This window comes from Marinobacter sp. MBR-99, assembly GCF_040547575.1.
Taxonomy (GTDB): domain Bacteria; phylum Pseudomonadota; class Gammaproteobacteria; order Pseudomonadales; family Oleiphilaceae; genus Marinobacter.
On the sequence record NZ_JBEPPY010000015.1, the window covers coordinates 31,588 to 50,654 of the forward strand.

Below are 19,067 nucleotides of genomic sequence, written 5' to 3' on the forward strand. Positions count from 1 at the left end.
GATGAGCGAACCCATCTGGCTTTTTTGTACCTCAACGGCGGGGCGCGTCAGGCAACCGGGCGCAGGGAGTAGGCCCGCAGGTGCGCCGCGAACTCTTCCAGATAGCGAATGCCGCTGGCTTCCGCCTCTTTGCACCACTCCATCAGCGCCTGCAGTTTTTCCTGGGGTTTCAGCCCGCGCTGACGCCACAGCCGTTGCAGTTCGTGACTCTTCTCGTATATCTGCCGCAGAATTTCATGGCGCTCCAAGACCGTTTCCAGCTGTTCTTTGTCCTTGGGCTTGATCAGCGTAGCTTCCCGGGATAACAGCTGCTTCAGCTTCCGGTAGCGGGGACGAATTTCATCGTCCATCAGTGAACGCTGCTGGCGCAAGACCGGCTCCATGACCCGCTTGCGGTACTGACGCATGATGTCGAAACGGCTGTTGGTGATAGCCTGAACGGTTTCCACATCCATCTCCTGCTTGCCCGGAACGTAATGAGCAATCGGCCGGTAGCCCTTGGGCTTGGCAAGACCAAACAACTGGAACAGGCGAATATAGCCCCAGCCGATATCCACTTCGTACCAACGGCGGGACAGCTTGGCGGAATTCGGATAGGTGTGATGGTTGTTGTGGAGTTCTTCGCCACCGATCAGGATGCCCCAGGGCGAGATATTGCGGGCATTATCGGCACATTCGAAATTGCGGTAACCCAGATAATGGCCAACCCCATTGACCACGCCTGCGGCCCATACCGGGATCCACATCATCTGTACCGCCCAGATCCAGATCCCGTGAACGCCGAACAGCGCCAGGTTGAGCACTGCCATCAGTACAATACCCAGCATCTTGTATCGGCTGTAGACGTTGCGCTCGATCCAGTCTTCCGGGGTGCGCTGACCATAGCGCTCGAGGGTTTCCGGGGTGGCCGCCTCGGCGTAAAGCTCTGCGCCTTCCAGCAGGACCTTGCGGATACCCAGGACCACCGGGCTATGGGGGTCTTCCTCGGTTTCACATTTGGCGTGGTGTTTGCGGTGGATCGCGGTCCACTCTTTGGTGTTCTGAGCAGTGGTCATCCACAGCCAGAAGCGAAAAAAATGCTTGAGCACCGGATGCAGATCCAGGGCGTTATGGGCCGAGTGACGGTGCAGATAGAGCGTAACACTGACAATGGTGATATGGGTGAGCACCAGGGTGACCGCTATCAACTGCCATACCGAGAGGTCAAGGAGACCGTTAAACCACATAAATTATCCTCAAGAATTCATCAACTTCGAAAGGCGATACTGCGGAGGGAGATTCGCAAACACTCGAAGGAAATATACTTCACCAACTTTAGCGTACAGCTGTACGCGTCAACAACACCGTTTGGTGGCTTTTTTGTTACTGTTTACACTTATGGCCCCAGAATACGTTTGCCAGCGGAGGCTTCGTGCCCGAATTACCCGAAGTAGAAACCACTCGTCAGGGCATTGCGCCCCACTGTGAAGGCCAGAAGATAAACGGGGTAGTGATTCGCAATGCCCGGCTGCGCTGGCCGATTCCCGGGGATTTACCGGAGCGCCTGCAGGGTCAGGTTATCCGGTCCGTAGACCGCCGGGCGAAATATCTGTTCCTGCACCTGGATGGCGGCACTGTTATTGTGCACCTGGGCATGTCCGGCAGCCTGCGGGTGATCACCGACGGCAGCCCGGCCGCCACCCATGACCATGTTGATGTCTGTCTCGCCAACGGCCGCACCCTGCGCTTCAATGATCCCCGGCGCTTTGGCTGCTGGCTGTGGGCCGACGACTGCACCCTGCACCCGCTAATACGGGATCTTGGCCCGGAACCACTGTCGCCGGACTTTGGCGGTGCCTGGCTGTTCCGGCTGTCCCGGGGCAAACAGAGCCCAATCAAATCCTTCATCATGGACAATCATGTGGTGGTCGGGGTTGGCAACATCTACGCCAACGAAGCACTGTTCAAAGCCGGCATACACCCGAAACGGAAGGCGGGCCGGATCAGCCTGGACCGCTATCACCGGCTGGCTGAAGCCATAAAGGAAACCCTGAGTGCAGCCATCCTGATGGGCGGCACCACCTTTCGGGATTTCGTTAACAGCGACGGCAAGCCGGGTTATTTTGCCCAGTCATTGCTGGTATATGGGCATGGTGGCGCCCCCTGCCCGGAATGTAACACCGTACTGAAGGAAATCCGGATGAACAATCGCTCCACCGTGTACTGCCCTCGTTGCCAACGCTGAAACTGCAAACCAACATCACACAATACAAACAAAAACCGTTTGAAATTCAGGCAATATGATTCATAGTTAACAGAGAATTAACAGGAGAGAATCGTCATGACCCGCAAGATTTCCCGCACTCTGGTTGCAACGGTGGCAGCCTGTCTGCTGGCTTTTTCATCTTTCGGCCACGCCAGAGCGGTCGATGAGAGCCCCTCGGCGCTGGCCATGACGGCCGATGCGGTTCTGCTGCGACCTGCCCTACTGGCCACCACCATTGTTGGCAGTGCCGTCTATCTGGTATCTCTGCCATTCTCCGCCCTCGGCGGCAACGCCGGTGAGGCTGGCGAAGTGCTGGTTGTTGGCCCTGCCAAGGCTACCTTCGTTCGCTGCCTGGGCTGCTCGCGCACCGGCCGCAAGCCAGAAACGGTTGAACAAGCTGCTGACTGAGTCTACCCCGACGATCAGTAGAATCCCGGCTTGCCAGCCGCCGGAATCTGAGGCAGCCTGAAGGAAACCCTTCAGGCTGTTTTTGTTTATGGTGGATTGGTCAACCCTCGATACCGTGTTCCTGGATATGGATGGAACACTGCTGGATCTTCACTTCGACTCGCACTTCTGGCTCGAGCACTTGCCCAGACGTTACGCCGAACAGTACGACCTGCATCCCCAACAGGCGAAAGAGACCCTGGTGGCCATGATCATGGCGGAACGGGGGTCACTGAACTGGTACTGCACCGACTACTGGAGCGAACGGCTCTCGGTGAATATCAACCAGCTGAAGGCGGAAGTCAGTGATCGCATCGGCTACCGCCCCCACGTGCCCGACTTTCTGTCTTCGTTGCGCCAAGCCGGCCTGCGCTCGGTCATTGTGACCAACTGCCACCCGGACCCCCTGGCACTGAAACTGGAGCGCACCGGCCTGGACCAACATGTGGATGCCATCGTTTCCAGCCATGAATTCGGCAAACCCAAGGAAGATCGGGATTTCTGGCGAGACCTCGGCAGAAAAGTCCCGTACCGGCAAGACAAAACCCTGATGGTGGACGACAGTTTTCCCGTGCTGGAGAGTGCCCGCCAGGCAGGCATCGGCCAATGCCTGGCCATTCTGGAGCCCGACAGCACCCAGGCACCCAATGCACAGCACCCTGAGATCCCCGGCATTCGCCATTTTGATGAAGTGCTGCCATCACTGCGTTCGCAACAGCCCCTGCCATCCCGATGACGAGCCGGTTATAATCTGGTTAACACAAAGCCCGACGGCAGGTGCCAACCCGGTGAGGAGATATGACGGCAACCAGCGCTGACGAACAAAAGGTACGGCTCGACAAATGGCTCTGGGCCGCGCGCTTCTACAAGACCCGTTCCCTGGCGAAAGAAGCCATCGAAGGCGGCAAGGTGCACTACAATAGCCAGCGAACAAAGCCCGGCAAGATTGTTGAAGCTGGCGCCAGGGTTACCTTGCGCCTGGGCTGGCAGGAAAAAATCGTGATCGTGGATGAAATAAGCGACCGGCGCAGGGGTGCTCCAGAGGCCCAGAAGCTTTACCACGAAACCAGTGACAGCGTGAAAAAACGCGAAGAACTGGCCTGGCAGCGCAAGACCATGCAGGCAGCCCAATTACCACCCGCCCGCCGGCCGAGCAAGAAAGACCGCCGGGATATTCAGCGGTTCCGGGACCAGAACGGCCTGTAAAACCGGATCACACCACAGCTCGTAAAGAGTACGCCCGCCTCAATTACCCTCCGCGCGGGCAGTACCATCAACCCCACAGACAGCGTCAGGAGACACCATGGCATCCCGAGATCAATTCCAGCGTTTTATTTTCGAACACAGCCAGGTTCGGGGTGCCTGGGTTCAACTGGGTAACAGTTTCAGTGACATCAGCACCCAGGCCCCTTACCCCGAATCCGTTCGCCGTTTACTGGGCGAATCGCTGGTGGCCAGCGTGTTGATGAGCAGCAGCCTGAAGTTCAAGGGTACCCTGTCCTTGCAGGCGGCCGGCGAAGGCTCGTTGCGCACACTGATGGCCGAATGCAGCCACGACCGCCATATCCGGGGCCTTGCCCGCCATGACGATCAGGCCGTTACCGGCGATACCCTGAACGAACTTCTGGGAACCGGCCGCATGGCCATCACCATCACCCCGGACCAGGGCCAACGTTATCAGGGCGTGGTGCCCAGGGAAGCCGATACGCTGGCCGGCTGTCTGGAAGAGTATTTCGAGCGGTCCGAGCAGATTGCCACCAGCCTGTTCCTGTTCGCCAACGAAGACACCGCCGCCGGCCTGATGCTGCAGCGGTTGCCGGGCCATACCGAAGAAGACGATGATTTGTGGAACCGGGTCAATCACCTGGCGCGCACTGTCGAGGCCGAAGAGTTGCTGACGCTCGACAGCGAAACCCTGCTGCACCGGCTGTTCCACGAGGAAACCGTGCGGCTGTTCGATCCCGAACCGGTGGCCTTTCGCTGCAGCTGCTCCAGGGAGCGCACCCTCGCCGCCCTCGAGGCCATCGGCAAAGACGAGTGTTACAGCATCCTCGACGAGCAGGGCAGCATCAACATGGACTGCCAGTTCTGTCACGCAAACTATCGCTTCAATAGAAATGACATTGATCACCTTTTCACCGGTCATACGTTACACTAAGCAGTCACTCAACTTGCCCGGAAGCCGCATCTGGCGCGGCTTTCAGGGCAGTCGTTTTTTACCGGCGTCTCTGGCATAATAGCGCGCCTGAATTGACCCGATTGTTCAGATTTCCGTCAATTTTTTTTCGGGGGGACGGCCTGAGCAATCACGAAGACATCCCGAGGGCGAGGTCGAAGTGAGCAACACTTATAATGATCTGAGTACAGCAAGACTGGTTGAAGTGGCACTGGCCAGAAATGAAGGACAACTGGCAGCCAACGGTTCCCTGGTGGTCACCACCGGCGAACGTACCGGCCGGTCTCCCATGGACCGTTTTATCGTCGAGGAGCCCAGCACCGCTGACGACATCCATTGGGGCCCGATCAACCGCCCGTTCGACGCCGACAAGTTCGACGCCCTCTGGGATCGTGTTGAAGCCTACATTGCTGAAAAAGACAGTTTTGTCTCCCACGTTCACGTCGGCTCTGACCCCGAACACTACCTGCCGGTCAAAATGACCACGGAAACCGCCTGGCAGAACCTGTTTGGCCGCAACCTGTTTATCCGCCCGGATGACTACAACCCGGCCGACAAGCAGGAATGGCAGATCCTCAACGCCGCCAACTTCGAGTGTGTGCCCGAGCGTGACGGCACCAACTCCAATGGCTGCGTGATCATCAACTTTGCCAAGCGCAAAGTATTGCTGGCAGGCATGCACTACGCCGGCGAAATGAAAAAAGCCATGTTCTCTGTACAGAACTTCCTGCTGCCAGAGAAAGACGTACTGCCGATGCACTGCTCCGCCAACGTCAGCGAGAACGGCGAAACCTGCCTGTTCTTCGGCCTGTCCGGTACCGGCAAGACCACCCTGTCTGCCGATCCGCACCGTTTCCTGATCGGTGACGACGAGCACGGCTGGGGCCCCGGCACGGTATTCAACATTGAGGGTGGCTGCTACGCCAAATGCATCGACCTGAGCCAGAAGAACGAGCCGATCATCTGGGATGCCATCCGTTTTGGCGCCATCGTTGAAAACGTGATGATCGATCCGGAAACCCGTGAGCCGGATTACACCGATGTTTCCCTCACCGAAAACTCCCGCTGCGCCTACCCGCTGGAGCACGTGGAGAAGCGGGTTCTGGAGAACCGCGCCGGCGAGCCGTCGCACATTATCTTCCTGACCTGTGATATGACTGGCGTTCTGCCCCCGGTCTCCATCCTGAGCCGTGAAGCGGCCGCTTACCACTTCCTGAGTGGTTACACCGCACTGGTTGGTTCAACCGAGATGGGCTCTTCGTCCAAGCTGAAATCCACCTTCTCAACCTGCTTTGGCGCCCCCTTCTTCCCGCGTCCGGCCGGCGTATACGCCGAGCTGCTGATGAAGCGGATCGACGAGTTCGGCAGCAAGGTATTCCTGGTCAATACTGGCTGGACCGGCGGCCCCTATGGCGAAGGCAAGCGTTTCAGCATTCCGACCACGCGCGCCATCATTGCCGCCATCCAGAATGGCGATCTGGATGACGTGGAAACCGAGCATCTGGACGCCCTGAACCTGGACGTGCCCAAGCACATCCCTGGTGTCGACACCGAACTGCTGAACCCACGCAACACCTGGACCAGCCCGGAATACTATGACGGCAAGGCCCAGGAGCTGATTGCCCAGTTCGTGGAAAACTTCAAGAAGTTCGATGTGGCAGACGCCATCGTCGAGGCCGGCCCGAAACTGAGCTGAGCCTGCCCCAACAAAAAAGCGCCCTGCGAGAGCACGGCGCTTTTTTTGTTGTCTGATACTGGCAGGGGCCGAAGCCCCTCGGGTCAGGTGGCGTAGAACAACAGCGGCACGAAGGCCACCAGCAGCAGGGAAATACCCATGGCAATCAGCGGCATGATGATACGCTCATGGCGCTGGTAGAAGGTGCCACCCTCACGCTGGGCAGCCAGCACCTCGGCCTCACCCACCACCTGACGGGTCAGCAGGTGATTGAGTGCCACCGGTGGGCTCAGGTAACCCAGTTCGAAGGCCACCAGCGTCACCATCCAGAAGTGGATCGGGTGAATACCACTGGAATAGGCAATGGTGGCTACGGTAGCAGTGACCAGAATCACGGCACCGAAAGCATCCATGATCATACCCAGGATTACCAGGATGACCACCATCAGCAACATGGCAGACCAGGCGCTATCGAAGGCCTGCGGGAAGGCTTCCATGATGTGGGAACGCTCGATGACACCACCAATGCTGACTGACAGGCCAAGGAGCAACAGCAGTGCTCCGATTTCAGCGGTGGTATCGTTGGTTGCGCCACGAATACTGCGCTCGAGGCCCGGATGGCGAGCCTGCCCTGGTTCCGGGCTAGTCCGCTTCTTCAGACTGACATGTTCATAGACCAGAATCGCCAGCATGATCACCGGCAGCAACCGTGGCGCGGAGAACTCATCCATCTTCACGTCCAGGGCGAACCGATACACCAGAACAACACCGGCGATCACCAGGGCGTAGGGCAGCAGTGGCCGGAGTGCCCGGAACGAGGCCGGGAAAGCCTGAGCGGTCGGCGCCAGGTCGAATTTGCTCTGCCGGTTGACCGACATCGCCACCAGACCGAACATGGTCGCGGTCAGGACAAATACCCAGATACCCCAACCGAACAGTTCGTCGGTCGTCACTTCCCGGTTCAGGTAGGCGATCACCACCACCAGCAGGCATGGCCGCAGAACCACGCCCAACGAACCGGACATGGCCGTGGCGGCCAAGGCGAGGTGCCGTCTCGCGCCCGCGGCCCGCAGTTCGCTGTAAATCACGGCGCCGGCTGCGATGACAAAGATCCCGGAAGCACCGGTATAAGCCGTCGGCACAGCGGCCACCAATACGGCAACAACCGCCAGCATTTCCGGGGGCATGCGCCAGGGCCGGAATACGTTGAACACGAGGGTCGCCAGACGGGTCTGCTTGAGCATCATGCCTACCCAAACGTACAGCCCAACGTTCAGGAACATGTCCGCCAGCTCCATCATCTTACCCAGGTAGATACCAATACCCGAGGAGTGGCCGATCATCGCAAAATAAGTGCCGGAGATCAGGCACATGACGGTATACAATGGCACCGCAAGGAAGGCCTGCCCGAGCCGACCACCCTCCTGTAGATTGGAGGGCACCCGGAACAGCCGATACAGGCTGGCCAGGGTGAGACAGGCAAAACCGACAATCCACAGATTGTGGAGCATCAGCTCCTCACCGGAAACCGCAGTACTGCTACCCAGGCTGGATTGCCGGAAGATGGCACTGGAGCCCAACAGCATGGCGTTGGCAATGGTCTGCAGGGTATGGGAAACGATGTAATCGAGCCTGGTTTCCATCGCCCGCATGGCGATGTGGTGTCGGGTCAGGGTTGCGGTAACCGCACACAGCATCACCAGAATCACCAGGATATAACGCTGGCCCGCCAGGCCGAAGGCGATCAGATCAGCCACGAACAATTCCACCGCACGATAGGCTTTCACCCCGGGCGTCAATTGATCCTGCAGCTCAAGATAGCTGGCATGGGCCGCCTGACACTCACCGACTGATCGCTCGATGGCCAGCCGGACATCCGCCGGATTCTTTTCATGTGCACCAAGCAAAGCCGCCATGGGGTCATCGTCTGGAGCCCCTGCCGCCATTTCCTCCGCAACCGCAGCTTCAATATCCCGGTCCGGGTTGCACTCCGGTTGCACCGGATCCATGCGGAGTTTGTAGTATCCGCTCCAGAGCTGCTCACCACCGCGCAGCATCTGGTTATGGATATCACTGCTGGTCGAGAACAACACCACAGCCAGCAGCAACAGACACGCCGGCAAGGAAGAGAACCATTCCAGCCCGGAACGTTGCAGACCACCCTTAGTCATAAAACCTACCCTGGAATTTGAAGGAGTTACAGCAGATCATCCAGATCCATGGTTTCGACCGGCGCCCGCTGATCATCCCAGAAGCTGCCGAATTGACCGATGGGGGTCCGGTGGCCGGTGTTCTCGACCCACAAACGATCAGAAATGGCCACCAGCATGTTGCTGGCCATGGCATCAACAAACCGCCACTGGTCGCTGGACGAGTCATTCTTCAACGATTCGGCGTGGTCCCGGATCACCGATTTGATCAAGGCTTCGTCGTTCTTGTTTACTGCGGCGATCGCGTGGAAAACGTGGCCGAGCCTGACGCCCGCCTCTTCGCCCTGCTTGCTGGCGATAGCCAGTCGTTCAAAGGCGTCTTCACCTTCCGGCTGGGTGCCCGGAATCATGGCCCAGACCGTTGCCCGCAGCCCCATCGGCGCGCCCCACCATTTCTTGTTGTCCAGGCACTGGGTCGCCCGGCCAACCACTGAACCGGTATTGAATGGCACACCAATTGAGGACGATGCCTGTATCTGGGCATTCAATGCCTGCAACCCGGACAACAAGCCGGCCAGGTAAATGAACTCATCCAGATCGTCTTTGAATTTGGGGCATTCCCCGCCGTCCGGATCACCGTAATGGGCGTGGTGATGCTGCCAGCCCTTCAGGTATCGTTTTGCCGCCTGGGTATGGGACCGTTTCTGCCGGATCATCGCATCCTGGGCCTCACCGGCGTTCATGGAATACATTGCCCGCGCCGCAGCCAGCTCATGCTCCCTGGCCTGCTCCTCCGCACAACCGCCCGCCGAGAGGTACAGCATAACCGCAAGCTGGTCCGGTTCGCGGGTCACGCGGCCAAACGACATCAGCAGGGGGGCTGTCGCCTCACTCATGGAGCAACCCATGGCCAGGTCATCGGATTCCAGCAGGTAAGGCACCGTGTGATTGCGTGAGAACCCTTGCATCACATCACCGGTGGTTTTGTAGATCATGTGATTGACGGCACCACAACCGGTGAGCACCAGGCTGGCACCAACAGCGGCCACCAGCCCACGAATTCCGGAACCGGCTTTGCGGAAATCATTCATAGCATCAACACCCTTTTATTCTTGTGTTATTCAGAAAACGTCAGCGCCTGGCGCCGCCAGAATCGTTTTGTTACATCCTGTAACCGGCCATGCATTATGACCAAACCGGGCTCCGGTTTATGAGACCAACCCCGCAAATGACGCCTGCGGCCACAGTTCGTAACCGAACAGGGTTTGCACATTTCGGCCAAAGCCACTATAGATTGCTTCAACCGCAGGGTCTGCCTTGCGGTCAAACACAATAATCAGAACGAAATCAAACAGGAGTATCCGATGCGCAAACCAGAGCTTGCCGCCGCCATTGCCGATAAAACCGGCCTGACCCGGGAAAAAGCCAGCGAAGTTATCAACGCCTTTACCGATCAGCTGTCTGCGGCAGCGGCCCGGGGTGAAGACACCACGCTCATTGGCTTCGGCACCTTCAGCATTCGCTCCCGCGAGGCTCGCACAGGCCGCAACCCTCAAACCGGCGCCACCATCCAGATCCCCGCCAGCAAGACCGTCGGATTCAAGGCCGGCAAGGCCCTGAAAGACGCGATCCGTTAACCGGATCCGGCCCGCCAACCGGCGGGCCAGCTTCTACCTGACAGGCCCAGCAACGCCCTTCAGACTTAAGACGCACACTCCGAACGCGAACCGTCCACCCGGCAACGAATGGCACGCATCAGTTTGATCGCACGCTCGTCATACACGCCATCCTCCAGCAGAGACAGCCTCACCTGACGCAGCATCCGGTCGTACTCGGCCACATCTTCCTGAGGCGGGTGCATCCATACCTCTTCCGGAATGCCAGCTTCTGCCTCGGCGATAATCTCGTAGGCCTGATCAATCCGCTTGATCGATTCATCACGCACCATCTGGCCCGCATCATCCGGGAACCGGTCACGATGGATGATGACCTGGAAGTTCATGTACCCCAGGGCGTATTTGAACACGCCACCCTTGGTGTTAACGCCCTTGTACAATTCCAGTGGCTGATAGGCCACCGCCGGGGCGTAGGCCAGGTCCACGCTGCCATTGTTGAACTTGCCGGCAAAGTTGGCGGAATTGGAGCCCACCACTGACGCGCCTACATGACGAACCATGCGCACCGACGCACTGTCATAATCCAGGGTGGCGATGCGCTTGCCCTGGAGCTTTTCAACCGAGTCGACGTTGCGATCACGGGTGTGCAGGTAGATAGCACCACCGGGGAATACACCGGCCACCTCGTAGGGCCCTTCAACCAGGAACTGGCGTGCCTGGGGTTGGCTCAGGGTGTTGTACAACAGGCGCATTTCCTGCTCGCCAGGGACGGCACCCATGGCCTCCAGGCTGCCGGTAAATTTGTTGAACTCACGGGCGCGGGTGCCCGTGAGCAGCACTGCGTCGCACTGGCCCGCCTTGAAGTCCTCGGCGGCAACCTTTTCATCGGTGTAAGCCCGCAGGTTCAGCCTGATGCCTCGCTGCATGGCGACCGGCTGGAACTCTTTGGTAATGGCAAACAGCGGGCCGTTGGCGCCCACGGGATCAAACACGCAAAAGCTGCGCTCGAGAATCTCGGTTTCGGCTTTCGCCAGAGCAGGGGTAACCAGGGTGGCGCACAAAGCAGCCGCCATGGCAATACGGCGGGATAAACTGACTGATTTCACGGGATGACTCCTGAATTATTATTGTCGGACACCGGCACAGCGGGCCGCCGGCATTTTCCGTCGTCCTTTTGATGACCATAAGTGGCCCGGCCATAGAATACGTTGGCTCAGGTGCCTCCCTTCAAGGGTTTTTCAGCAAAAACAGGAGAATCTGTGATGGTGTCGACAGAGGTTGGCCAACCTCTGCCGCATTTTCGGGGGTGCAGTTATTGCCAGGCGGCCCGGCCACCCACGAGCGTTAACTTCATCAGTCCGGGCAACTCACGCCCAAACCGGGGAGTATGGTGCCCGGCTGACACCAGCGTCGATGCGGTCGGTACCCAGTGGCCTTGGGGATCGAAAATACAGAGGTCGGCAGCCGTACCCTCAGCCAGCGCCCATTCCCGGCCCAGAACCCGGGATGGGCCAAGAGTCAGGGCAGACAACAGGCCGGCCATCTCCAGCTCGCCGGCCTCCACCAGCTCGAGGCCCAGAGACAAGACACTCTCGATGCTGGACAGGCCAGGCTCGGTGGCAGGCAGTGGCGCCTGCTTGGCAGCGCTGTCGTGGGGCTGGTGCTGGCTGACGATGGCATCAATCACTCCCTCACGAACACCGGCCAGCAGGGCCTGGCGATCAGCCTCCGAGCGCAGCGGAGGGCGAACGTGGAAGCGGCTGTCAAAGCCCGCCAGGGCCTCTTCGGTATACACCAACTGGTGCATGGCCACATCGGCAGTCACCTGGATTCCCCGTTTCCTGGCGTCCGCCAGCATCTCGACGCTGCGGCCACAGGATAACTGGCTCAGGTGTAATCGCACTCCGGTCTCCTCCGCCAGTAACAGCATTTCCATGACGGCGGCCGTCTCGGCCACTTCCGGAATGCCTAGCAGACCCAGGCGGGTCGCAACGTGACCATCATGAGCGTAGCCGTCAGCGGCCAGGGCCTGGTTTTCCGGGCTGAACAGCACCGTCAGTCCAAAGGTCTGGGCATAGGCCATGCAACGGCGCAGAATCCGGGCATTGCGCACCCCACGGGAACCGTTACCCACCGCCACGCAACCGGCGTTTTTCAGGCCCGCCATATCGCTGAGCAAGTCACCTTCCAGGCCACGGGTAATGGCGCCAATGGGCAACACATTCACCACACCACGGGTAGCAGCCCCCTCACGAATCAGGTGGGTCACAGCACTGGAATCATTGACGGGAGACGTCTCCGGGCTGGCGCAAACCGTGGTGAAACCACCGTGGGCAGCGGCCCGGGTTTCCGAGGCAATATTGCCCTTCTGACCATTGCCGGGTTCCCGGAGGTTACAACACAGATCCACAAATCCCGGTGAAACCACACAGCCACTGGCGTCAAAGCCCTTGCCTGCGCTGGCCTGCTGTACTTCCGACCCAATGGCGGCAATTTTCCCGTCACGAACAAGCAGTCCCGGATTGTCAACCAACTGCCCATGCGCATCGAACAGGGTACCACCGGTAATCACCAGGCTGTTGCTGTTGTCTTGCTGGCTGCCACTCATGCCCGGGCTCCCTCACTGTCTATCTGTCTTTGCTGCCGCTCTGCCATTTGCCCGCCCATTGCCATGGACATGACCGCCATTCGTATGGCGATGCCGTTGGTCACCTGGTTCAGAATCACCGATTGAGGACCATCCGCCACCGCCGATTCGATTTCTACACCCCGGTTGATGGGGCCCGGATGCATCACAATACAGTCCGGCCGGGCCAGCGCCAGCTTTTCCTGATTCAGGCCATACAGGCGGTAGAATTCCCGCTCACTGGGCAGCAGGGCGCCCTCCATCCGTTCCTTTTGCAGCCGCAGCATGATCACCACGTCCAGGTCTTTCATGCCCCGGGCCATGTCATATTCCACGGTGCAGCCCAGATCTTCCACATCCCTGGGCAACAGGGTACCGGGGGCAATCACACGTACCTCTTCAGCGCCCAGCTCGTTCAGGGCGCGGATCTGGGAACGGGCCACCCGGGAGTGCAGGACATCACCGACAATGGCCACTTTCAGGCCATCAAAGCGCCCCTTGTGCTGGCGAATGGTGAGCATGTCGAGCATCGCCTGGGTTGGGTGGGCATGCCTGCCATCGCCCGCATTGATGATGGCCACGCCCGGGGTCACGCTTTCGGCAATAAAGTGCGGCGCCCCGCTCTGGGAATGCCGCACCACGAACATGTCGCTGGCCATGGCCTCCAGATTGAGCAGGGTGTCAGACAGGGATTCCCCCTTGGAGGTGGCCGAAGTGTTGATGTCCAGGTTCAGCACATCGGCAGACAGCCGCTTGGCGGCCAGCTCGAAGGTGCTGCGGGTGCGGGTACTGGATTCAAAGAACAGGTTGACGACCGTGCGGCCTCGCAACAGCGGCACCTTCTTGATGCTGCGCTCACCCACTTCAATGAAGGAATCGGCGGTATCCAGAATGTCGGTCAGTAACTCCCGGCCCAGGCCGTCCAAAGTGAGAAAATGCCGCAACTGACCATCCCGGGTCAGCTGCAAGTGGTTCGGGGAGGGATCGTTCGCGGTCATGGCTCGCCTGTCGTCAATTGGGGGTGTTACTGCCCGGAGTCCTGAAGTTCGATGCGCAGCGGGTCGGGGCCGCGCAATTTGATGCGCTGATGCGCTTCCAGCGCCAGGGAGCGGCCAACCACATCGGGCTGAATCGGCAGCTCCCGGGCACCCAGGTCAATCAAGGTGGCCAGTATGATACTGGCAGGACGACCATAATCGAAGATCTCATTCATCGCGGCACGAATGGTTCGTCCGCTCATGATCACATCATCAATCAGGATAATGTCGCGGCCTTCGGTGTCGAACGGCAAGCTGGACGGCTTGACCTTCGGGTTCAGGCCAATTCGGCTGAAGTCGTCCCGATAGAAGGAAATATCCAGCTCACCGAACGGCTGCTCAATGCCCAGACGTTTGCCAATGACATCAGCCAGCCAGACGCCACCGGTGCGAATGCCAATCAGCAAGGGGTTGTCGATTCCACGCTGTTCCAGAATCCGTCTCAAACCGGTTTCCAGCTCCTCAAGCAACTGGTTGATATCCATCAATGCGGTCATCAGAGCCTCATCAGTCAGGTCGGCCGGCCTGTTCCCGGCACCAGGTTTCCAGTATCAGTACGGCGGCACGGTCATCCACCCCGTGGTGACCAAAATCACGGCTGCCACCGGCAGCCATCACATCACCCTTGGCTTCAAAGCTGGTCAGTCGCTCATCCACCATCTCTACCGGCACATGAAAACGGCCATGCAAGCGCTTGCCGAATTTTCGGGCCCGCGCGCACATGTCGTTCTCGGTATCATCCATATTCAGTGGCAACCCGACCAGCACGACATCCGGCTGCCATTCCGTCAGAAGTTGCTCGACCTGCTGCCAGTCCGGGATACCGTCCCTTGCCGGGATCATCGCAAGGGGCTGGCCGGTACCGAGCAGCTCTTGGCCGGAAGCGACACCGATGCGACGGGTTCCGAAATCAAACGCCAGCAGTCTGCGATTACCTTGCTCAGGCATGGCCCACCGAGTCGCTAAGCTGATTGAGATCAACGCCAATCAACCGGAGCACCGCCTCATAACGCTGGCTGACCGGTGTCCGGAACAGGATATCGGTGCTGGCCGGGCAGGTCAGCCAGGCGTTGCTGCCCAGTTCCTCTTCCAGTTGCCCTTCACCCCAGCCTGAATAGCCCAGAGCCACCAGAAACTCGTCCGGCCCCTCATCGCGGCCGATACTTTCCAGAATATCCCGGGAGGTGGTGAGCAGAACATCATCGGTCACCAGTGCCGTACTTTGCCATTGCCGGCCAGGCGAGTGGAGCACAAAACCCCGTTCCGGCTGCACCGGGCCACCAGTGAACACCGGCAGGTCCAGCTCACCGCCATGCATGTCCAACTGCTCGAGAATTTCTCCCAGATGGATATCCAGCGGCTGATTGATCATCAGCCCCAGGGCGCCTTCCTCGGAATGCTCACAGAGGTAAATAACGCCGCCATGGAAACGGGGGTCGGCGAGCCACGGTGACGCCACCAGAAAGTGGTGCCTGAGATTACCGTCGGTTTGCTTGGACGCTGTCATCCGGATGTAAGCCCCCGCTGCTGGAACGACCAGGTACGTATGATCTCCAGTTCGTCCACTTCCTGCTGCATCTCGTCCGGGAAGGGTGCAAAGGGCGCGGCCATGCGCACAATGCGAATGGCGGCATCATCAAGTACCGTGCTGCCGGACGACTGGAGTATCGCCACTTCCTTGATTGTGCCATCTTTGCGCAGAGAAACCAGCATACGCAGATTTCCGTAGATTCCGGCCTGCCTCGCTTCAGTCGGATAATTGATGTTGCCCACCCGGGTAACCTTGTTTACCCAGTTCTGAACGTACCAGGCGTTGCTCGACCTGAGGGTGGAAGCCGCCGTCACTCGCATCACCCTGGGCTTGCGGGCATAGGCTTGCTGCTGGGCATCAAACCGGGCTTCCAGGCTGGCAATTTCCAGGCTCCGCTCCATCAGGCTTTTGCGCTCACTGCGCGGCAGCGGTTCCGGCTCGGGTTCTGACCGGTCCTCGGGCTGTTCTACCCGCCGACTGGCCGGGGCTTCAGTCTGGACTACTGCACGCTCTTCTCTGGGTTGAGGCTGCGTGGTGGTCTGGGGCTCAGGCTGCACCTGGGCCATTTCAGGTTGGCTGATGTCCGCTGGCTCGGGCGTGGTCATCTCCATCGCCTCTTCTTCCGTCCCACTGCCCTGCTGACTGGTCTGAGCCAGAAAATCCGCCTGCTCGGGCGCCTGTTCATCATCAAACTGGGCGAGTGTGATCTCCATGGTCTGGGCCGACGAACGGGGAGGCTCAGGCGCAAAGGTAATGCCCAGAACCACAATGGCATGCACCGCCAGCGCCATGAACAGCGTGAAGGACAACCGGTCGAAATCGCTTACCTGAACTGCCATTACCTTTCCCGAAAGTTTATCTGCACGTGCCTGGAGGACGCCTGAATCAGCTCCGGCCCAGGCGCCGGTCAATGGCATCCATCAGCATGCCCGCAATGTCGATGCCAAAAGCCGCATCCAGTTCGCGGATACAGGTTGGACTGGTGACATTGATCTCCGTGAGATAGTCGCCGATCACATCCAGCCCGACAAACATCAAGCCCTTTTCCTTGATCACTGGCGCTACCCGGGCGCAGATCTCACGATCCCGCTGGGTCAGTTCACGCCCCTCACCGCGCCCACCGGCAGCCAGGTTGCCGCGATTTTCACCCTGGGATGGAATTCGCGCAAGGGCGTAAGGCACAGGCTCGCCCTCAATCAGCAGAATCCGCTTGTCGCCGTCGGTGATTTCCGGAATGAATTTCTGCGCCATGGCCTGGTGAGCGCCATGATTGGTCAGGGTTTCAATAATGACCCCGAGGTTAGCGTCTTGTTCCTTGACCCGGAAAATCGACCGGCCACCCATGCCATCCACCGGCTTCATGATGATGTCGCCGTGCTCGGCATAAAACTCCCGGAAACGCTGGGAGGAACGGGTGACAATCAACGGCGGCGTAAGATCCTCGAATTGGGTGGCAAACAGCTTCTCGTTGCAATCCCGCAGCGTGGCCGCCGGATTGACCACCAACGCACCCTGCTGTTCAGCCGCCCCCAATATGTAGGTGGCCATCAGAAACTCGCGATCCACCGGCGGATCCTTGCGCATCAAAATGACGTCCAGGTCTCCCAGGGCCCGATCCTGGCTGGCGCCAAAGCTGAACCAGTTTTCCGGATCCATATGCACCGTGAGATCACGGGTATGGGCACGGGCCTGGCCACCCGCCAGATACAGATCGTGCTGTTCCATATACTCGATCTGCCAACCGCGTTTCTGCGCCGCCAGTAACATGGCCAGCGAACTGTCTTTCTTGAAGCTGATGTCTTCGATAGGATCCATCACGATCCCGAGCCGGACTGTCATCAGAGTCTCCTGGAGTTTCGGTGTGAAAACACGAACCGGTCTGCAGAGCGAACCAGCGATAAAGTGCTATGCTGGAAATGGTATTGTACCCGAGCCTTGATTGCACCCGGTGAAATCCACAGTTCAATCCGTGACGGCACAGGCAGAAGTACATTTGGTCACAAACTAATACTTTTTATCCGGCCATCGATACTCTATAAATGAGCGGGGTTTATAGAACAACCTTAAGGTTTGTGTTAAAACCCCCGTTTGAAAATAACGACAGTCGCTAGAGCGCAAGGCAGTTGGACAATGGATGACAACTTCGAGAATCTGAAGATTATGGTGATTGACGACAGCAAAACCATTCGTCGCACCGCAGAAACCCTTCTCAAAAAGGTCGGTTGTGAGGTCATCACCGCCACTGACGGCTTTGACGCTCTGGCCAAGATTGCCGATTCCCAGCCGGACATCATATTTGTTGATATCATGATGCCCCGACTGGATGGCTACCAGACCTGCGCACTCATCAAGAACAATTCCTCTTTCAAAAAGACGCCGGTTATCATGCTCTCGAGCAAGGACGGCCTTTTCGACAAGGCAAAAGGCCGGATCGTTGGCTCGGACCAGTATCTGACCAAACCGTTCAGCAAGGATGAGCTGCTTAATACTATTCGCCAGTACATTCCACAGGCGCAACAGTAAACCTGCTGACACCAGTAATTATCGAGGAAAACATGGCCCGCATTCTGATTGTTGACGACTCGCCAACAGAAGTTAAAAAAATTTCCACCATCCTGGAAAAACACCAGCACGAAGTGCTGACCGCCGACAACGGTGCAGACGGCGTGGCCAAAGCCCGCGCAGAAACCCCGGACCTGGTTCTGATGGACGTGGTTATGCCTGGTCTCAACGGCTTTCAGGCCACTCGCCAGCTAACCCGCGCGCCTGAAACCGCGTCCATTCCGGTTGTGATCGTGACCACCAAGGATCAGGAAACCGACCGCGTGTGGGGAACCCGCCAGGGTGCCAAGGGTTACCTGGTCAAGCCGGTTAACGAAGACGACCTGATCAAAACAATCAACAGCCTGATTGCCTGATCCCTAACCGTGGAGTAAGCATGTCCGCCCAGGCCGCCCCTTTTGCCGTTCTGACGGATATCGCCCAGCGCAGCCGGTCACTAGCCGCCGGCCTGCCCGAACAACAGGAAGCCGTTGAACTCTGGAACGGCATCGGGTTTGTTCTGGCGGGTGAGCGCTATGTCGCACCCATGGGTGAAGTCACCGAAATCCTGCATGTCCCCCGGTTTACCCACATTCCGGGGGTTCGCTCGTTTCTGATGGGTGCTGCCAATGTCCGTGGCCGCCTTCTGCCCCTGGTTGACCTTGCGGGCTTCTTCGATGTTCCCCGATCCTCCCGCAGCATGCGTGAACGTCGGGTTCTGGTAATTGAAGAAGGCGACGTGTTCAGCGGCCTGGTGGTCGATTCGGTACTGGGCATGCAGTACTTTGCAAAAGACAGTTTCAGGGCCACTCCTGACGGAGTGCCCGACACCGTTCGTCCGTTCGTAACCGGTGGTTATGAGCGCAACGAGGAAGTCTGGAAAGTGTTCTCGGCCGCCGACCTGGTGGAAGACGAACGCTTTCTCGATGTCGCACAGTGGTAAGGGTGAGAGTACTGGCAGGAACGTCACCCTGACCGTCTGAAACCCGTTACAACAACTTGCCATTTCCAGAAAGAAAGAGG

21 protein-coding genes are annotated in these 19,067 nt (G+C 58.7%); 10 read left to right on the plus strand and 11 right to left on the minus strand.

The features are described 5' to 3' along the window. Positions 1–47: 47 nt before the first annotated feature. Positions 48–1,226 carry a DesA family fatty acid desaturase gene (locus ABIE59_RS13655; protein ID WP_354447711.1) on the minus strand — a complete coding sequence of 393 codons (1,179 nt, stop codon included), beginning with the start codon at positions 1,224–1,226 and terminating at the stop codon, positions 48–50. Positions 1,227–1,411: 185 nt separating this feature from the next. Here ABIE59_RS13655 and mutM point away from each other — a divergent pair, with 185 nt between their 5' ends. The 6 genes from mutM to ABIE59_RS13685 all read left to right on the plus strand — a co-directional run bounded on the left by mutM (position 1,412) and on the right by ABIE59_RS13685 (position 6,564). Next, positions 1,412–2,224, plus strand: coding sequence for a bifunctional DNA-formamidopyrimidine glycosylase/DNA-(apurinic or apyrimidinic site) lyase (gene mutM / locus ABIE59_RS13660; protein ID WP_354447713.1), 813 nt, complete (start codon positions 1,412–1,414; stop codon positions 2,222–2,224). Positions 2,225–2,320: 96 nt separating this feature from the next. Then, positions 2,321–2,653, plus strand: a complete 333-nt coding sequence (locus ABIE59_RS13665) for a hypothetical protein (protein ID WP_354447715.1) — start codon at positions 2,321–2,323, stop codon at positions 2,651–2,653. An 88-nt stretch (positions 2,654–2,741) separates the two neighbouring features. After that, a complete protein-coding gene (gene yrfG, locus ABIE59_RS13670) occupies positions 2,742–3,428 on the plus strand; it encodes a GMP/IMP nucleotidase (protein ID WP_286252462.1) in 687 nt (228 codons plus the stop codon). Between the two features lie 62 nt (positions 3,429–3,490). After that, complete coding sequence (hslR, locus tag ABIE59_RS13675; protein ID WP_058090766.1) at positions 3,491–3,898, plus strand: ribosome-associated heat shock protein Hsp15; 408 nt, start codon at positions 3,491–3,493, stop codon at positions 3,896–3,898. A 97-nt stretch (positions 3,899–3,995) separates the two neighbouring features. Beyond that, the gene (gene hslO, locus ABIE59_RS13680; protein WP_072675993.1) at positions 3,996–4,850 is read left to right on the plus strand and encodes an Hsp33 family molecular chaperone HslO; all 855 of its coding nucleotides are present in this window, start codon (positions 3,996–3,998) and stop codon (positions 4,848–4,850) included. A 178-nt stretch (positions 4,851–5,028) separates the two neighbouring features. Continuing rightward, positions 5,029–6,564, plus strand: coding sequence for a phosphoenolpyruvate carboxykinase (locus ABIE59_RS13685; RefSeq protein WP_058090768.1), 1,536 nt, complete (start codon positions 5,029–5,031; stop codon positions 6,562–6,564). Positions 6,565–6,647: 83 nt separating this feature from the next. Here the strand turns inward: ABIE59_RS13685 and ABIE59_RS13690 are convergent, their stop codons facing one another. Together ABIE59_RS13690 and ABIE59_RS13695 are read right to left on the minus strand one after the other, a co-directional pair. Next, positions 6,648–8,714, minus strand: coding sequence for a TRAP transporter large permease subunit (locus ABIE59_RS13690; protein WP_106696066.1), 2,067 nt, complete (start codon positions 8,712–8,714; stop codon positions 6,648–6,650). Between the two features lie 26 nt (positions 8,715–8,740). Beyond that, complete coding sequence (locus tag ABIE59_RS13695) at positions 8,741–9,784, minus strand: hypothetical protein (RefSeq protein WP_286252468.1); 1,044 nt, start codon at positions 9,782–9,784, stop codon at positions 8,741–8,743. Between the two features lie 273 nt (positions 9,785–10,057). Between ABIE59_RS13695 and ABIE59_RS13700 the strand changes: the two genes are divergently transcribed. After that, the gene (locus tag ABIE59_RS13700) at positions 10,058–10,330 is read left to right on the plus strand and encodes an HU family DNA-binding protein (protein ID WP_058090771.1); all 273 of its coding nucleotides are present in this window, start codon (positions 10,058–10,060) and stop codon (positions 10,328–10,330) included. A gap of 65 nt (positions 10,331–10,395) precedes the next feature. On the opposite strand, the gene ABIE59_RS13705 is transcribed toward ABIE59_RS13700, so the two are convergent. From ABIE59_RS13705 to gshB, 8 genes are all read right to left on the minus strand, one after another. Beyond that, positions 10,396–11,415 (minus strand): putative solute-binding protein, encoded by a 1,020-nt coding sequence (locus ABIE59_RS13705; protein ID WP_106696068.1) that lies wholly within the window; start codon positions 11,413–11,415, stop codon positions 10,396–10,398. Between the two features lie 206 nt (positions 11,416–11,621). Next, positions 11,622–12,917: a dihydroorotase gene (locus ABIE59_RS13710; protein WP_354447719.1), complete on the minus strand. Its 1,296-nt coding sequence runs from the start codon at positions 12,915–12,917 to the stop codon at positions 11,622–11,624. Then, positions 12,914–13,933 carry an aspartate carbamoyltransferase catalytic subunit gene (locus ABIE59_RS13715; protein WP_354447721.1) on the minus strand — a complete coding sequence of 340 codons (1,020 nt, stop codon included), beginning with the start codon at positions 13,931–13,933 and terminating at the stop codon, positions 12,914–12,916. Before ABIE59_RS13715 ends, ABIE59_RS13710 begins: the two co-directional genes overlap by 4 nt. A gap of 26 nt (positions 13,934–13,959) precedes the next feature. Then, a complete protein-coding gene (gene pyrR / locus ABIE59_RS13720; protein ID WP_354447723.1) occupies positions 13,960–14,469 on the minus strand; it encodes a bifunctional pyr operon transcriptional regulator/uracil phosphoribosyltransferase PyrR in 510 nt (169 codons plus the stop codon). A gap of 10 nt (positions 14,470–14,479) precedes the next feature. Further along, positions 14,480–14,920 (minus strand): Holliday junction resolvase RuvX, encoded by a 441-nt coding sequence (gene ruvX / locus ABIE59_RS13725; RefSeq protein WP_354447725.1) that lies wholly within the window; start codon positions 14,918–14,920, stop codon positions 14,480–14,482. Beyond that, positions 14,913–15,479 carry a YqgE/AlgH family protein gene (locus tag ABIE59_RS13730; protein WP_152439392.1) on the minus strand — a complete coding sequence of 189 codons (567 nt, stop codon included), beginning with the start codon at positions 15,477–15,479 and terminating at the stop codon, positions 14,913–14,915. Before ABIE59_RS13730 ends, ruvX begins: the two co-directional genes overlap by 8 nt. Continuing rightward, complete coding sequence (locus ABIE59_RS13735; RefSeq protein ID WP_354447727.1) at positions 15,476–16,342, minus strand: TonB family protein; 867 nt, start codon at positions 16,340–16,342, stop codon at positions 15,476–15,478. The genes ABIE59_RS13730 and ABIE59_RS13735 overlap by 4 nt, the downstream gene beginning before the upstream one ends. A 46-nt stretch (positions 16,343–16,388) precedes the next feature. Further along, complete coding sequence (gene gshB / locus ABIE59_RS13740) at positions 16,389–17,342, minus strand: glutathione synthase (RefSeq protein ID WP_354447729.1); 954 nt, start codon at positions 17,340–17,342, stop codon at positions 16,389–16,391. Positions 17,343–17,633: 291 nt separating this feature from the next. Between gshB and pilG the strand changes: the two genes are divergently transcribed. Genes pilG through ABIE59_RS13755 form a run of 3 tightly spaced genes read left to right on the plus strand, consistent with a single transcriptional unit; the run spans position 17,634 to position 18,987 of the window. Beyond that, positions 17,634–18,026, plus strand: a complete 393-nt coding sequence (gene pilG / locus ABIE59_RS13745; RefSeq protein WP_058090780.1) for a twitching motility response regulator PilG — start codon at positions 17,634–17,636, stop codon at positions 18,024–18,026. Positions 18,027–18,058: 32 nt separating this feature from the next. Then, positions 18,059–18,421 (plus strand): twitching motility response regulator PilH, encoded by a 363-nt coding sequence (gene pilH, locus ABIE59_RS13750; protein WP_008939836.1) that lies wholly within the window; start codon positions 18,059–18,061, stop codon positions 18,419–18,421. A gap of 20 nt (positions 18,422–18,441) precedes the next feature. Beyond that, entirely contained in the window at positions 18,442–18,987 is a 546-nt protein-coding gene (locus ABIE59_RS13755) for a chemotaxis protein CheW (RefSeq protein ID WP_354447731.1), read from the plus strand. Positions 18,988–19,067: the final 80 nt, after the last annotated feature.